Genomic DNA, 14,469 nt, shown 5'->3' on the forward strand with positions numbered 1-14,469 from the left:
GAAGACCGCCTGTATTTGGCTTCAGAGCGTGTCGGGCCTGGTCTCCCTACGGGTACTTCGTTGGCTTGCGCCAAGTCGACCCCCACGGGAGCCCCTCCCGACAATTCACCATTTCAAAACACAAACTGAACAAATCAGATTTTGTCATGAATCTGAGACTGCAAGACATTGGTAGTCTTTTGTCAGGTAGTGAATGGAGTTAATTATTATGATTCGTAAAGCCTTCTTAATGCAGGTAAATCCTGACTCACATAAAGAGTATCAGCAGCGGCATAGTCCGATATGGGAAGAGCTGGAACAGGTATTGAAAGCCCATGGGGCGCACCATTACAGTATTTTCCTCGATGAACGTGGTCATCAACTGTTTGGTTATGTTGAGATTGAATCAGAAGAGCGTTGGAATGCGGTAGCAAAAACCGACGTTTGCCAACGCTGGTGGAAGTATATGTCTGATGTTATGCCTTCTAATCCGGATAATAGCCCGGTGAGCGCTGAGCTGCGTCAGGTATTCTATCTGGACTAACGATGAGTTTGTTTTTTGCCAGCGGGCTGATAGCCGGAACAGGGGGGGAGCTTCTCTTGTTTCGGCTTTTTTATTTCTCTTCTTTTATTCCCTATTTTTCAGCTTTTTTACCTGTTTTCTAGCTTTGCTAAAACCACAGGATTTGTGGTCGTTAAGCGAGACATGCTGTTTTAATTCACTATTTTGTGACTCCGCTCACCTTCATCTTTTGTTTTTTGCCAATACCCGTAAGACAGTGGCACTGGCATAAAGGCTGGCAGACAGATTCATTTTTAGAATGAAGGCATTGTAGTGATGAGGTACTCCTCATTCATAATGCCGTGATACGGATTACGGCCCCCTGCGGTTAAATAATTTTTAATAATAAAGGGTTACCGGTATGAGTGGTTCTATTCTTCTGGGTATTTTCTGGCACTTCGTTGGCGCCGCCAGCGCCGCATGTTTTTATGCGCCATTTAAACAGGTAAAAAAGTGGTCATGGGAAACTATGTGGTCTCTCGGTGGATTTTTTTCATGGATTATCCTTCCCTGGACTGTCAGTTATCTTCTGTTGCCTGATTTTTGGGCTTACTTTGGATCGTTCTCTATTGCAACGCTGTTGCCGATATTTCTGTTCGGCGCAATGTGGGGGATCGGCAATATTAACTATGGCTTAACCATGCGCTTTCTCGGTATGTCGCTGGGAATAGGCATTGCTATTGGGGTGACGCTGATTATCGGTACCCTGATGACGCCGGTATTACAGGGCAAGTTTGGCCTGTTGCTCAATACTTCTGGTGGGCAGATGACGCTGCTGGGGGTGTTTGTTGCGGTTATTGGGGTCGCGATTGTTAGTTACGCCGGTTTGTTAAAAGAGCGGGCACTCGGGATTCAGGCTGAAGAGTTCAACCTGAAAAAGGGACTGATTCTGGCAATTATGTGCGGCATTTTCTCTGCCGGTATGTCATTTGCCATGGATGCGGCCAAGCCAATGCATCAGGCGGCAGAACAGATAGGTATCAGCCCGCTGTATGTAGCATTGCCGAGCTATGTGGTGATTATGGGTGGTGGCGCCATTGTTAACCTTGGCTTTTGTTTTATTCGTCTGGCGATTAAGCCAGAGCTTTCCGTTAAAGCCGACCTCTCTGTGGCGAAAAAACTGCTGATAACCAACGCGCTGTTCTCCATTCTGGGGGGCGTGATGTGGTATCTGCAGTTCTTCTTCTATGCCTGGGGACATGCCAACGTTCCGGAACATTATGGGTATATGAGTTGGATGTTGCATATGAGCTTCTATGTACTGTGTGGTGGCATTGTCGGCCTGCTGCTTAAAGAGTGGCTGGGTGTTGGCCGCAAACCGGTACGTATCCTGTGTATTGGCTGTCTGGTGATTATTCTGGCGGCAAACATTGTTGGTATGGGTATGGCCTCTTAGTTTTTCCTTTTCTCAGATTCGCGGGGATATCACCAGATATTCCCGCGATGATATTTAGGGCCGGTGAATGGTGTGATATTCAGCGTGCTAAATCCTAAAACGCTGAACGTTATATCCACTCCGGCCAACTATGTGCCAAAAGGAGTAATCGATGAAAAATACAATAAAATCTCTGGCTACGCTGTTTCTGGTAACGGCCATGACATGGGGGCCGATTTCTGCATTTGCAGCTTCGGTATCGAAGACCGATGAAGCCAAGGTATTACGCTTTTATTTGGTCAGGCATGGTCAGACTTATTCAAATATTAAAGAGATGACCATTGGCGGCGGAGGTAACGCTCAGCTAACGCAAAAAGGCCGTTATGATGCCAGCAGCCTGGGACTTGGTCTGGCGGATGTGCAGTTTATTGCGGGTTATAGCAGCACGTTAGGACGAGCCTACGAAACCGCCAATCAAATTTTGCGGGGCAGAAACATGCCGGTAACGCAGATTGAGAATCTGAAAGATATCTCATGGGGTGATGCTGAAGGTGGGCGTATTGATGATTTAACCGGTAAGTTTGGCCATTCCGGTAATGATTTTGAGTTCTACTTTGGCAAGTTTAACGATCCGGGCTTTAAATCGCCGGTGAACGCGGAAAATATGTATCAGTTTTCTGAGCGATTTGAAGGCGCGCTAAAAGAGATTGCCAGTCAACATCAGGGACAAAGTGGGAATATTTTAGTCACGGCTCACTCATCCATGGCTTTCTATCTGCAAAAGTATCGGGGAGATAAACCACTTTCCGGGTTATCTAATACCAGCGTATCGGTTTTGGAGCTGAAAGACGGGAAATTTTCGCTGGTGGACTTTAATAACACTGAATATCTGAAGTCCGGCTACACCAAAGAGAAGCAGCTACCTCCGTTAGACATTACGCTGGTGATCAACCCAATGACTATTCTGAATAAAGCCGGAGTAATGGAAGGAACTTCAGATTCAGACTTTACTACTCAGGGAATAAAAGCCAATCAACAATTGAATCACGATTTGAAAAACACCCGCTTTATCGCTGCATACAGCAGTGAACTGGGGCGTGGACATAAGACCGCAGAAGCCGTGCTTGCAGGACATAAACAAACCTTAATTAAAGATAAAAATCTGGATGAAATGTTCCTTGGTCACTGGGAAGCAGAAAAGAGAGAGACGATTAAAGCCAGTGATTCTCAGGCCGCAAAAGATCTGTTCTCCGCCGATCGTGTTATCCACTTTTTATCGCCGGACGATGGTGAAAATGGTGATATCGCCGCTTTCCGTCTGGATTCGTTGCTATCAAAGATCGGTTACCAGTATGAGTTCAGCAAAGGTAATGTGGTGGTATTTACTCATCCATTGATTGTAAAAGCGTTCCTGAATAAGCGAATCCCTGACTATCGCTTACCGGAAGCTGATGGTATTCAGGTGATTAATTTGCAATATAAGAATGAGGCTTTTAACGTTAAGGATGTGAAAGTCGTTAAGTAATCATAGGGTTGATTAATCTAACCCCGCACTCTGATAGCGGGGTTTTTTGTTGCTTTAATAACCGGATATTGCTTGTGATTATTGAGCAGAGTTTTTATATTGCATTCATGTCTGCCTGATAAGACGAGGGTCGCTTTTTACAGGTGGGAGTACGGGAAACCAATAAGGAATGCTATGCGGTTAACAGTCTTGCTGGATAATAATACGCTTATCGACCGTTATCTGGTGGGTGAGCCGGGTGTCTGCTACCACATTGATATTGATGGCCGACAAATTTTGCTGGATACCGGTTACTCTGATGTCTTTATGCAAAATGCTGATATTTTGGGTATCGACTTGAAACAGGTGGATACCATTGTTTTGTCCCACGGGCATAACGATCATACCTGGGGATTAGGTCACCTGATGCAGTACTTTGACCGTACTGACCGCTCTGTGGAACAGCGCATTCAACTGATTGCCCATCCTGATGCCTTCGCGCCCAAGTTCCACGGTAATAAAATTATTGGCGCAAACTACCCGCAGGATTGCTATAGCAACTATCTGGATAAGGTGGAAACTAAGCAGCCTTATTACATTACTGACAATTTACTGTTTCTCGGTGAAATAGAGCGCACCAATGACTTTGAAGCCCAGAGACCGGTGGGACAAACCAAAGACTGCTGTGGCAATCTGGTGGGGGATTACGTGCTGGATGATAGTGCATTGGTATATATCAGCCCCGAAGGTTTGGTGGTGATTTCTGGCTGCTCTCATTCCGGTATCTGCAATATTGTGGATTATGCTATCAGCGTAACCGGAGAGCAACGGGTGCTGGCAGTGATTGGAGGTTTCCACTTACAGAACGCCAGTGAAACCTTGATGAATCGTACCGCTGAGCATTTAGGACGTATACAGCCAGAGCGTTTGTATCCGTGCCATTGCACCGATCTGAATGCCAAAATTGCTCTGGCGCGCACAACGAACGTGAATGAAGTTGGTGTGGGTAAAGTATTTGAGTTTGCCTGAGTTTGGCACAAAGAATGTTGGTCATAAGCTAAAGGACAATGACACAGTGGAATCCATAAAAATCAGAACGGCTCAGCCGCAGGATACTGCACGTTGCTATCAGATTGAAATAACCGCCTATGAAGGTGATGAAGCCGCTACCGAAGCGAAAATTGCTAAACGTATAGCGACTTACCCGGAAGGATTTCTGGTATTAGAAACACCAGAAGGTATTACGGGTTTTATTAACTGTGGCTGTGCTTATGACGTTGTGATGTCTGACGAAGAGTTTAAAGAGCTTATCGGGCACGATCCGGAGGCGCCGAACGTGGTGATTATGTCGGTGGTGGTTGACCCGGATTTTCAGGGTAAGGGCTATTCCAGCGTTTTAATGAAGGCATTTATTAAACATATGCAGGCGCTGGGTAAGAAAACGATTCATCTGATGTGCAAGCAGCGTCATATTGGGTTGTATGAAAAGTTTGGCTTTGTTTATGTAAAGCAGTCTGAGTCCGATCACGGTGGAATGTCGTGGCATGAAATGGTGATGGATATTTAGCAGCCGCGATTACCTCTGGTAGGCGTTTGACTTAATGCCCGTGAGCATAGCCCCATAATGTGACCAGAATCCAGGCCGCAATGCCCCAGGCGATACAGGCCATTAGCAGTGAGGGTACCAGCCTGAAATAACCTACCAGACAATAGAGCGCCACTAAATAGCTGATCATTGGCAGGGTGGCGAACCCGCTGAACAGTATAGTTTCCCGTAAGTCTGCCGTTGAGCGGGTAGAACCGACGCTGTAATGAGCGATCAGAGCAAAAGTAGGGAAAAGAGGCGCCAGCCCGGCGATATAGTAATATTTTGATTTAGAAAGCAGCGAAATCAAAATAACCATGGCGGCGCCGATGAGTGATTTAAGTAACAGTGCCATTAAAACGATTGCTTCCTGTTCGGATGAGAAACTCAATATATGAATACTATATGCCTCTCCGTTGGAAGTTAACAACCGAAATGTGTGGTAAATCAGCGCAGTATCTTTCTTCTCTATTGACCGGGGTAATAAAGGGGTATTCAGCGGTACTGAATGGCTGAGGAGTGCGCTATAATTTGTTTCTGGCCGAATGGAGAATTGTATATGAGTGATGATATTTTTGATTTCGATATCGATGCTGAATTAGAGAAAGCAGAGAAAAAAGCCGAACAAAAAGTGAACGAAATTCCTGAGATTATTCAGGATCAAGATGATTGTGAAGGTTGTAAAATATAAAATTTAGTCGTTTTTAAAAGCCATCATTGTGTGGCTTTTATATTTTAAATTGATAGTAACGTGAGGTATTAGTAGCCTGCTTTTTTTATTTTTTGATGCTTCAGATTTTGCCTGTCTATTTTATCCTTTCTCTTATATTAATTAAATGACTGCCTGATAAATCCATACAATATTAAATTGTTATTTATTGGTTAATGAATTGAATATCTATTTGTATATATATTCAGCTAACAATTTACAGCTCGTTAACCCTTGGTATCACTGAGCTATTCGATTTCCTCTTATACCATCTTAATTTCCCTTTTATATATCGCCTGAGCGCAAACTATTAGTTAAAAATTATATCTGCATCAAAAAATAGATGAATTAAACCATATATAGTCGAATAACCATATGGGAGTAGAACAGGGGAAATTAATAATTAGATTTTGAGATAATTATTAATTTTATAATTTCATATGTTTTGGCAAGGCCACTCATCGTTTCGGGTAAGCCTTAAATAATGTGATGAAAATCACTGATAAATTAAAAATAACAAACAATTAAATTTCAGATAACAGATTCACTTTTTTTTGATTATTAATTGGTATGTTCGGGGGTATACATGGATTTTGCTATACAACTTCTTATCATCTTGATCTGTCTGTTCTATGGGGCACGTAAAGGTGGTATTGCGCTCGGTTTACTGGGCGGTGTAGGTTTAGTTATTTTGGTGTTTGTGTTCCATCTTCAGCCGGGTAAACCTCCTGTTGATGTAATGCTGGTAATCATTGCGGTGGTGGCCGCGTCGGCAACGTTGCAAGCCTCTGGTGGCTTAGACGTAATGCTGCAGATAGCGGAAAAGCTGCTGCGTAAAAATCCAAAGTATGTCTCTATTGTGGCACCTTTTGTGACCTGTATACTGACGATCCTCTGCGGTACTGGTCACGTGGTGTATACCATCCTCCCCATAATTTATGACGTGGCGATTAAGAATAATATTCGTCCTGAACGCCCAATGGCGGCCAGCTCTATTGGTGCCCAAATGGGTATCATTGCCAGCCCGGTATCCGTAGCGGTAGTTTCTCTGGTAGCGATGTTGGGGAACTTTACCTTTAATGGTAAGCATCTGGAGTTTTTAGACCTGCTGTCAATTACCATCCCATCAACCCTGATTGGTATTCTGGCGATTGGTATTTTCAGCTGGTTCCGTGGTAAAGATCTGGATAAGGATGAAGACTTCCAGAAATTTATCTCTGTTCCGGAAAACAAACATTATGTTTATGGCGAGACCGCTACGCTGTTAGACAAAAAACTGCCAACCAGTAACTGGATTGCCATGTGGATCTTCCTGGCTTCTATCGCGGTTGTTGCTCTGCTGGGTGCCTTCTCTAACCTGCGTCCTTCCTTTGATGGCAAAGCGCTGTCAATGGTACTGGTTATCCAGATGTTCATGTTGCTGTCAGGGGCATTGATCATCATTATTACCAAAACCAATCCGGCATTGATTTCCAAGAATGAGGTGTTCCGTTCGGGGATGATTGCTATCGTGGCGGTATATGGTATTGCCTGGATGGCAGAAACCATGTTCGGCGCGCATATGTCTGAAATCAAATCTGTACTGGGCGACTTAGTAACTAAGTATCCGTGGGCATACGCCATTGTGTTACTGCTGGTATCGAAATTTGTAAACTCTCAGGCGGCTGCACTGGCGGCGATTGTTCCAGTGGCTCTGGCGATTGGTGTTGACCCTGCATACATCGTTGCTTCTGCACCGGCGTGTTATGGTTACTACATTCTGCCAACTTACCCAAGTGACCTGGCAGCTATCCAGTTTGACCGCTCTGGTACTACCCGTATCGGTCGTTTTGTTATTAACCACAGCTTCATTCTGCCGGGATTAATCGGTGTGGGTGTCTCTTGCGTATTCGGCTGGATATTCGCCGCAGCGTACGGATTCCTGTGATGTAATTAGCGTGCGCTATATCTGCAATAAAAAAGCAGTGGTAAAAGGATATAGCGCACCGCTTTCAGGAATATCCACTGATTATTCTTTAGCCCTTTCAGTGCGATTCTGTTCATTAAAATCATAATAAAAATAAATAAAACTCTTATAAAATCAGCATAATAAAAACGCTTTAAATTTATGAACCGAATGGGTTCACAAACAGTTGTATAAAGAGTCTCCTTACTTTATGGTGTCGGCGTCGCTCAGGCATCAGTCACGATATATCGTGTTGATTTTTTCAAAAAACTTATAAAAGGCTGGAAGCACATGTCAACAATTGAATTTAAATATCAGGAGTCCTTTCCATTAGGAAAAGACGATACAGAATATTATCTACTGACAAAAGATCACGTTTCGGTATCAGAGTTTGATGGAAATGAGATCCTTAAAGTTGAACCTGAAGCACTGACACTGCTGGCACAGCATGCATTGCATGACACCTCTTTCCTGTTGCGCCCTGCACATCAGGCTCAAGTTGCTCAAATTCTTGAAGATCCGGAAGCCAGTGAAAACGATAAGTATGTCGCTCTGACATTCCTGCGTAATGCTGAAATTGCTGCTAAAGGCATTTTGCCTTTCTGTCAGGATACCGGCACCGCTATCATTATGGGGAAAAAAGGTCAGAACGTCTGGACGGGTTGTAATGATGAAGAAGCCTTATCACGCGGCGTATTTAACACTTTCGTAGAAGATAACCTGCGCTACTCGCAAAATGCTCCGCTAAATATGTACGATGAAGTGAACACTGGCTGTAACCTGCCTGCACAAATCGATATTTATAGCACCGAGGGCTCCGAGTATAAGTTCCTGTGCATTGTTAAGGGCGGTGGTTCGGCGAATAAAACCATGCTGTATCAGGAAACCAAAGCGCTGCTGACGCCAGAAAAACTGGAAAAATACCTGATCGAAAAAATGAAAAGTCTGGGTACGGCGGCTTGCCCTCCATATCATGTGGCTTTCGTTATTGGTGGTACTTCTGCTGAAACTAACCTGAAAGTCGTGAAGCTGGCTTCTGCCAAATATTATGATGAGCTACCAACCACGGGTAACGAAGGCGGTCAGGCATTCCGTGATTTAGATATGGAAGCAAAACTGCTGAAGGCGGCGCAAAACCTGGGTATCGGGGCGCAGTTTGGTGGTAAATATTTTGCTCATGATATTCGCGTGATCCGTCTGCCTCGTCACGGCGCTTCTTGCCCAATCGGCATGGGGGTTTCCTGCTCCGCAGACCGTAATATTAAAGCGAAAATTAACAAAGAAGGTATCTGGATTGAGAAGCTGGAAGATAATCCGGGTAAATATATTCCACAATCATATCGGGAAGCGGGTGAAGGCGAAGCGGTACATATCAATCTCAACCGTCCGATGCCTGAGATCCTTGCTGAACTGTCGAAATATCCGGTTTCTACCCGCGTTTCTCTGACGGGGACTATCATCGTTGGTCGTGACATCGCTCACGCACGCTTGCAGGCGCTACTGGATAAAGGCGAAGATCTGCCGCAGTACATTAAAGACCACCCAATCTATTATGCGGGGCCGGCGAAGAAGCCTGAAGGTTATGCTTCCGGTTCACTGGGCCCAACTACAGCGGGTCGTATGGACTCTTATGTGGATGCCTTCCAGTCCCGCGGTGGTAGCCTGATTATGTTGTCTAAGGGCAACCGTAGTCAGCAGGTAACGGATGCCTGTAAGAAACACGGTGGTTTCTACCTGGGTAGTATTGGTGGGCCGGCCGCTATTCTGGCACAAAACAGCATTAAGAGCCTGGAGTGCGTGGCTTATCCTGAGCTGGATATGGAAGCTATTTGGAAAATCGAAGTAGAAAACTTCCCGGCATTCATCCTGGTGGATGATAAAGGTAATGACTTCTTCCAGAAATTTAAATAAGCACTAAGTCTGTCGTTTAGTCATCATCAAGGCCCTGAGTATTACTCAGGGCTTTTTTATTAATAATTATAAAATTCAAACAGATAAACTGATTTCAATCTCGCGGGTGGTTACACTTTCCTTTCCCGGCATCCCCTTATAATTATTCTGGTTATTTTCTGTTATTAGGCACGATATGTTCGTTTGAGTTGTAAATGAAGAGTTATTCTATTTAAGCAATTATGTTAATAAAATATGATCAAAATCAAAAAAAGCGATAAAAATAGGATAAGCGAGGAAGCCAATGTCTGATATCAAACATTCCAATTCCCGGCGCGACTTCTTGCGTAAAGGGTTTGGTGTTATTCCCGTGGTCGCCATTGCCAGCAGCGGATTAGTTTCTAATATCGCTCAGGCGGATTCCCCTTCACCATCCAGCGACTATAAGCCAACATTTTTTAATCAAGCGGAATGGGCCTTCGTTATAGCGGCCTGCGATTTACTGATCCCTGAAGATCAATACGGCGCTGGCGCGATTAAAGCCTGCGTTCCGGAGTTTATCGATCGCCAGATGGATACCCCTTACGGTCGTGGTGAACTCTGGTACATGAAAGGGCCTTTTCATCCGGATGCAGCCCCCGAGTTTGGCTATCAGTTAAAGCTGGTACCCCGGGATCTTTACCACCTGGGCATCAGCGGTTGTGATAAATGGTGCCAGCAACAATATAAGAAAACTTTCGCGGAACTGGATAAAGAGACCCAGATAGCGGTGCTTAAGCAATTGGAAGCAGGAAAGATTGATTTGGGTGACGTGCCGGCGAAAACTTTCTTTTCCTATTTGCTGACCAATACCAAAGAGGGCTATTTTGCCGATCCTCAATATGGCGGAAATCGTCATCTGGTGGGATGGAAGATGGTTGGCTTCCCTGGTGCTCGTGCCGACTTTATGGATTGGGTTGAGCATTCTGAACGGCCTTATCCACTGGGGCCAGTATCCATATCAGGCGAGCGGGGATAATAAACATGTCGATAAAAAAAGAAGCCGTGATGTTGTTCTGGTCGGTTTTGGCTGGACTGGTGCCATTATGGGGCAAGAGTTAACTGAAGCGGGTTTAAGCGTGCTGGCGCTGGAGCGCGGAGAAATGCGCGATACGCCAACGGATGGTAAATACCCAAATGTGGCGGATGAGCTGGCCTATTCTGTTCGCGGTAAGCTATTTCAGGATCTCTCCAAAGAGACGGTGACTATCCGTCACAGTGTGAGTGAACAGGCCGTACCTTATCGCCAGCACGGATCGTTTTTATTAGGTACCGGCGTAGGTGGTGCAGGTCTGCACTGGAATGGTTTACACTGGCGAGCCTTACCGGAAGAGTTGAAAATTCGTAGCCATTATGAAGAGCGATACGGTAAAGATTTTATTCCGGAAGGGATGACGATTCAGGATTTTGGGGTCAGTTATGAAGAACTTGAACCCTATTTTACTCAGTTTGAATATGTATGCGGTGTTTCCGGATTAGCGGGTAACGTAAATGGTGAAAAGCTGGAAGGCGGTAACCGGTTTGAAGCATCGCGCAGCAAGCCTTACCCACTACCACCGCTAAAAGATGTATACAGCGCTCAGCTGTTTGCTAAAGCAGCCAGCGAACTGGGTTATAAACCATTCCCTATTCCGGCATCCAACGCTTCGGAGGCCTATACTAACCCCTATGGTGTCAGGCTGGGGCCGTGTAATTTCTGTGGTTACTGTGAGCACTATACCTGCTATCTCTATTCTAAGGCATCACCACAAACCACCATTCTTCCCGTGTTACTAAGAAAACCTAACTTTGAGTTGCGTACTCAGTCCCAGGTTATTCGGGTCAATCTCGATTCCACCGGTAAAAAAGCTACTGGAGTAACTTATATAGATCCACAGGGACGGGAAGTGGAGCAGCCTGCCAGTATCGTTATTTTGAGTGCTTTCCAGATGCATAATGTGCGTTTACTGCTGCTATCTAAAATTGGTCAACCTTATAATCCAATGACTAATGAAGGGGTAGTGGGTAAAAACTATGCCTATCAAATGCTGACCTCCGTTAGCCTGATGATGCCTAAAGGTACAACACTAAATCCATTTATTGGTACCGGTGCCGGTGGGCAGGCGATTGATGATTTTAACGGTGATAACTTTGACCACGGCCCATTAGGGTTTGTTGGTGGTGCGAATATTAACCATCACCGTTCCGGTGGTCGTCCAATTAAACAAACAACGGTTCCTGCCGGTACGCCAGCATGGGGCTCTGAATGGAAGGGTGCTGTTCAGGATAGCTATCAACGAGCAATGAGCATCAGTTCATCCGGTTCGGTAATGTCATATCGCGACAGCTATCTGGATCTGGATCCCAACTATACTGATAGCAACGGCCAACCGCTGCTACGTATGACCTTTAACTGGCATGACAATGAGATCAAGATGGCGCAGTTTACGACCAACAAAGCCGGGGAAATTGCTAAAGCAATGAACCCTGAATCTTATAAGGTGAATGCCAAAAAATTGGGTGCTCAGTATGACACCCGACCTTACCAGACAACCCATAATACCGGGGGCGCGATTATGGGCAGCGCCCCTAAAACCAGTGTGGTAAACCGTTATTTGCAAAGCTGGGATGTACCGAACGTCTTTGTTATGGGGGCTTGCGTGTTTCCGCAGAACTTTGGTTATAACCCAACCGGGTTGGTGGGAGCATTGACCTACTGGTCAGCACATGCCATACGTGAGCAATATCTGAAAAACCCTGGCCCACTGGTGCAGGCATAACAGGAGACGGAAAAATGAAAAAACTGCTTCTTGCCGCCAGTTTAACCATGGGCTTGGTAACGTCTGCCTGGGCTGCGGAAAATATTGATTATACTGATGCCAAGCTGATTAAGCAGGGTGAATACCTCGCCCGTGCCGGTGACTGCGTGGCATGTCATACCGCATCGGGTGGTCAGCCATTTGCCGGAGGATTGCCCATTGAGTCTCCGATCGGCACCATCTTTTCTACTAACATAACGCCAGACAAACAGACGGGTATCGGTGAGTACAGCTTTACCGATTTTGATAATGCTGTACGTCACGGTATTGGTAAGGATCATACGCTGTATCCGGCCATGCCTTACCCTTCTTATGCTCGGGTGACGGATGAGGACATGCAGGCGTTGTATGCTTATTTTATGCATGGTGTACAACCGGTTAATCAGGCAAACAAAGATACTGATATTACCTGGCCGCTCTCTATGCGTTGGCCACTTTCTGTTTGGCGCTGGACGTTTGCGCCGGAAGTTAAAGCATTTAAAGCAACAGAGCATCAGGATCCCGTGGTTGCGCGCGGTGCATATCTGGTTGAAGGATTAGGACACTGTGGTGCATGTCATAGCCCTCGTGGTTTTGGGATGCAGGAAAAAGCGTTAACCAGTGAAGAGGGCGATCTTTATTTGTCCGGCGGTGAGCCGATGGATGGATGGGTACCGAAGAACCTACGTGGCGATCAGCGGGACGGTTTAGGTAGTTGGACTGAAGAGCAACTGGTTCAATTTCTCAGTACCGGGCGTACCGCCCATACTGCCGTGTTTGGCGGTATGAGCGATGTGGTTGTTCAAAGTATGCAGTATATGAGCAACGAAGATTTGACGGCCATTGCCCGCTATCTGAAAACCTTGCCGCCGAAATCTGCCGATCAACAACCGTTTAAGTACGATGAAACAGTATCTAAAGCACTGTTCAACGGCGATGACAGTATGGTTGGTGGTAGTGTTTATGTTGATAACTGTGCAGCCTGCCACCGAACTGATGGTAAAGGTTATGCAGAAGTGTTCCCTGCACTGGCAGGTAATCCGGTATTGGCAACCGGCGATGCCACCTCGCTGATCCATATTGTTCTGAAAGGTGGGGTTGTACCTGCGACCATAAAAGCGCCAACATCGTATGATATGCCGGCTTTTGATGTCCGACTGACGGATAAACAAATCGCTGATGTGGTTAATTTTATTCGCAACAGTTGGGGCAATAAGGCATCTACGGTGACTGAAAGTGATGTAGCAAAAGTACGGGAAGAGGTAAAAGCCGAAAAATATGGTGCAGCCGCTAAACCTGAAAACAGCCAGAAATAACCCGTAAGCGTCGAGTCTTTACTCTCTGTTTCCATTTAGCTAAAAGAAAACCCCCGGAGGTTAATGCTTCGGGGGTTTTTCTATTCAGGTATTTGATAATGCCGTACAGGTTACTGTAATTGCAAAACCAGCATTGGCCAACGCAGTTCAAACTCTTCCGTTGGGCGATAACGGAATTCTGAGCGAACAAAGCGTGACATCATCCCTTCACAGAAGGCGAGTAACTGGCTGGCAATCAGCCCTTCATCATAACTAAACGACTGTCCCTCACGCAGTTTCCTCTCCCTTAGAACCTGACGTAGTTGGGTCTCTATTCGTTCAAATAGCTGGTTAATTCGTCCCTGAAGCCTGTCTTGCTCAAACATTAACGCGTGTCCGGTCATAATTCGGGTTAGACCCGGATTTTTTTCGGCAAAACCAAGCACTAATAATATGATTAGGCGGATGCGATTATAGGTATCCTTCTCATCCTGCAAGATTAGGTTAATACGGCTATTGAGGCTATCTTCGATAAACTCAATCAGGCTATCAAACATGCGCATTTTGCTGGGAAAATGGCGATACAAAGCCGCCTCTGAAACACCAACAGTGGCAGCAAGTTTTGCTGTAGTAATTCGCTGACTACCGTCGCTTGACTCAAGCATTTGAGCCAGTGCCTGCAGTATGTCTTCCTTGCGATTTTTCTTTGTTACTTTTTCGACCATGTCCAGTGACATCCTAATAAGAAGTGGGGTTCCGCCCACTTCCAAACAACTAACGATAGTATAGTGTTGAGTTACACTATTTTA

13 protein-coding genes are annotated in these 14,469 nt (G+C 45.4%); 11 read left to right on the top strand and 2 right to left on the bottom strand.

Features of this window, described 5'->3' with window-relative positions:
- Positions 1-208: 208 nt before the first annotated feature.
- The 5 genes from rhaM (at position 209) to I2494_RS09350 (ending at position 4,987) form a co-directional block, all read left to right on the top strand.
- Positions 209-523 carry an L-rhamnose mutarotase gene (rhaM, locus tag I2494_RS09330; protein WP_130593788.1) on the top strand — a complete coding sequence of 105 codons (315 nt, stop codon included), beginning with the start codon at positions 209-211 and terminating at the stop codon, positions 521-523.
- A gap of 379 nt (positions 524-902) precedes the next feature.
- Positions 903-1,937: an L-rhamnose/proton symporter RhaT gene (gene rhaT / locus I2494_RS09335; RefSeq protein WP_218466589.1), complete on the top strand. Its 1,035-nt coding sequence runs from the start codon at positions 903-905 to the stop codon at positions 1,935-1,937.
- Between the two features lie 151 nt (positions 1,938-2,088).
- Positions 2,089-3,441, top strand: coding sequence for a 2-carboxy-D-arabinitol-1-phosphatase (locus tag I2494_RS09340; RefSeq protein WP_218466590.1), 1,353 nt, complete (start codon positions 2,089-2,091; stop codon positions 3,439-3,441).
- 174 nt (positions 3,442-3,615) lie between these two features.
- Positions 3,616-4,449, top strand: coding sequence for an MBL fold metallo-hydrolase (locus I2494_RS09345; RefSeq protein WP_218466591.1), 834 nt, complete (start codon positions 3,616-3,618; stop codon positions 4,447-4,449).
- Positions 4,450-4,495: 46 nt separating this feature from the next.
- Positions 4,496-4,987, top strand: a complete 492-nt coding sequence (locus I2494_RS09350; RefSeq protein WP_228350909.1) for a GNAT family N-acetyltransferase — start codon at positions 4,496-4,498, stop codon at positions 4,985-4,987.
- A gap of 31 nt (positions 4,988-5,018) precedes the next feature.
- Here I2494_RS09350 and I2494_RS09355 read toward each other — a convergent pair whose 3' ends face one another.
- A complete protein-coding gene (locus I2494_RS09355) occupies positions 5,019-5,360 on the bottom strand; it encodes a GlpM family protein (RefSeq protein ID WP_218466593.1) in 342 nt (113 codons plus the stop codon).
- 204 nt (positions 5,361-5,564) lie between these two features.
- Here I2494_RS09355 and I2494_RS20545 point away from each other — a divergent pair, with 204 nt between their 5' ends.
- The 6 genes from I2494_RS20545 to I2494_RS09380 all read left to right on the top strand — a co-directional run bounded on the left by I2494_RS20545 (position 5,565) and on the right by I2494_RS09380 (position 13,681).
- The gene (locus I2494_RS20545; RefSeq protein ID WP_267081263.1) at positions 5,565-5,696 is read left to right on the top strand and encodes a hypothetical protein; all 132 of its coding nucleotides are present in this window, start codon (positions 5,565-5,567) and stop codon (positions 5,694-5,696) included.
- A gap of 604 nt (positions 5,697-6,300) precedes the next feature.
- Complete coding sequence (locus I2494_RS09360; protein WP_130593316.1) at positions 6,301-7,641, top strand: anaerobic C4-dicarboxylate transporter; 1,341 nt, start codon at positions 6,301-6,303, stop codon at positions 7,639-7,641.
- Between the two features lie 309 nt (positions 7,642-7,950).
- A complete protein-coding gene (locus I2494_RS09365) occupies positions 7,951-9,570 on the top strand; it encodes a fumarate hydratase (protein ID WP_218466594.1) in 1,620 nt (539 codons plus the stop codon).
- Positions 9,571-9,853: 283 nt separating this feature from the next.
- Positions 9,854-10,567 (top strand): gluconate 2-dehydrogenase subunit 3 family protein, encoded by a 714-nt coding sequence (locus tag I2494_RS09370; RefSeq protein WP_218466595.1) that lies wholly within the window; start codon positions 9,854-9,856, stop codon positions 10,565-10,567.
- Positions 10,568-10,634: 67 nt separating this feature from the next.
- Positions 10,635-12,347 (top strand): GMC family oxidoreductase, encoded by a 1,713-nt coding sequence (locus tag I2494_RS09375; RefSeq protein ID WP_218466784.1) that lies wholly within the window; start codon positions 10,635-10,637, stop codon positions 12,345-12,347.
- Positions 12,348-12,361: 14 nt separating this feature from the next.
- On the top strand, positions 12,362-13,681 hold the full coding sequence (locus tag I2494_RS09380; protein ID WP_218466596.1) for a cytochrome c: 1,320 nt from the start codon (positions 12,362-12,364) through the stop codon (positions 13,679-13,681).
- A 110-nt stretch (positions 13,682-13,791) separates the two neighbouring features.
- On the opposite strand, the gene slmA is transcribed toward I2494_RS09380, so the two are convergent.
- Entirely contained in the window at positions 13,792-14,385 is a 594-nt protein-coding gene (gene slmA, locus I2494_RS09385; protein ID WP_130593311.1) for a nucleoid occlusion factor SlmA, read from the bottom strand.
- Between the last annotated feature and the right edge of the window lie 84 nt (positions 14,386-14,469).

This window comes from Limnobaculum allomyrinae (genome assembly GCF_016649425.1).
Lineage (GTDB): Bacteria > Pseudomonadota > Gammaproteobacteria > Enterobacterales > Enterobacteriaceae > Limnobaculum > Limnobaculum allomyrinae.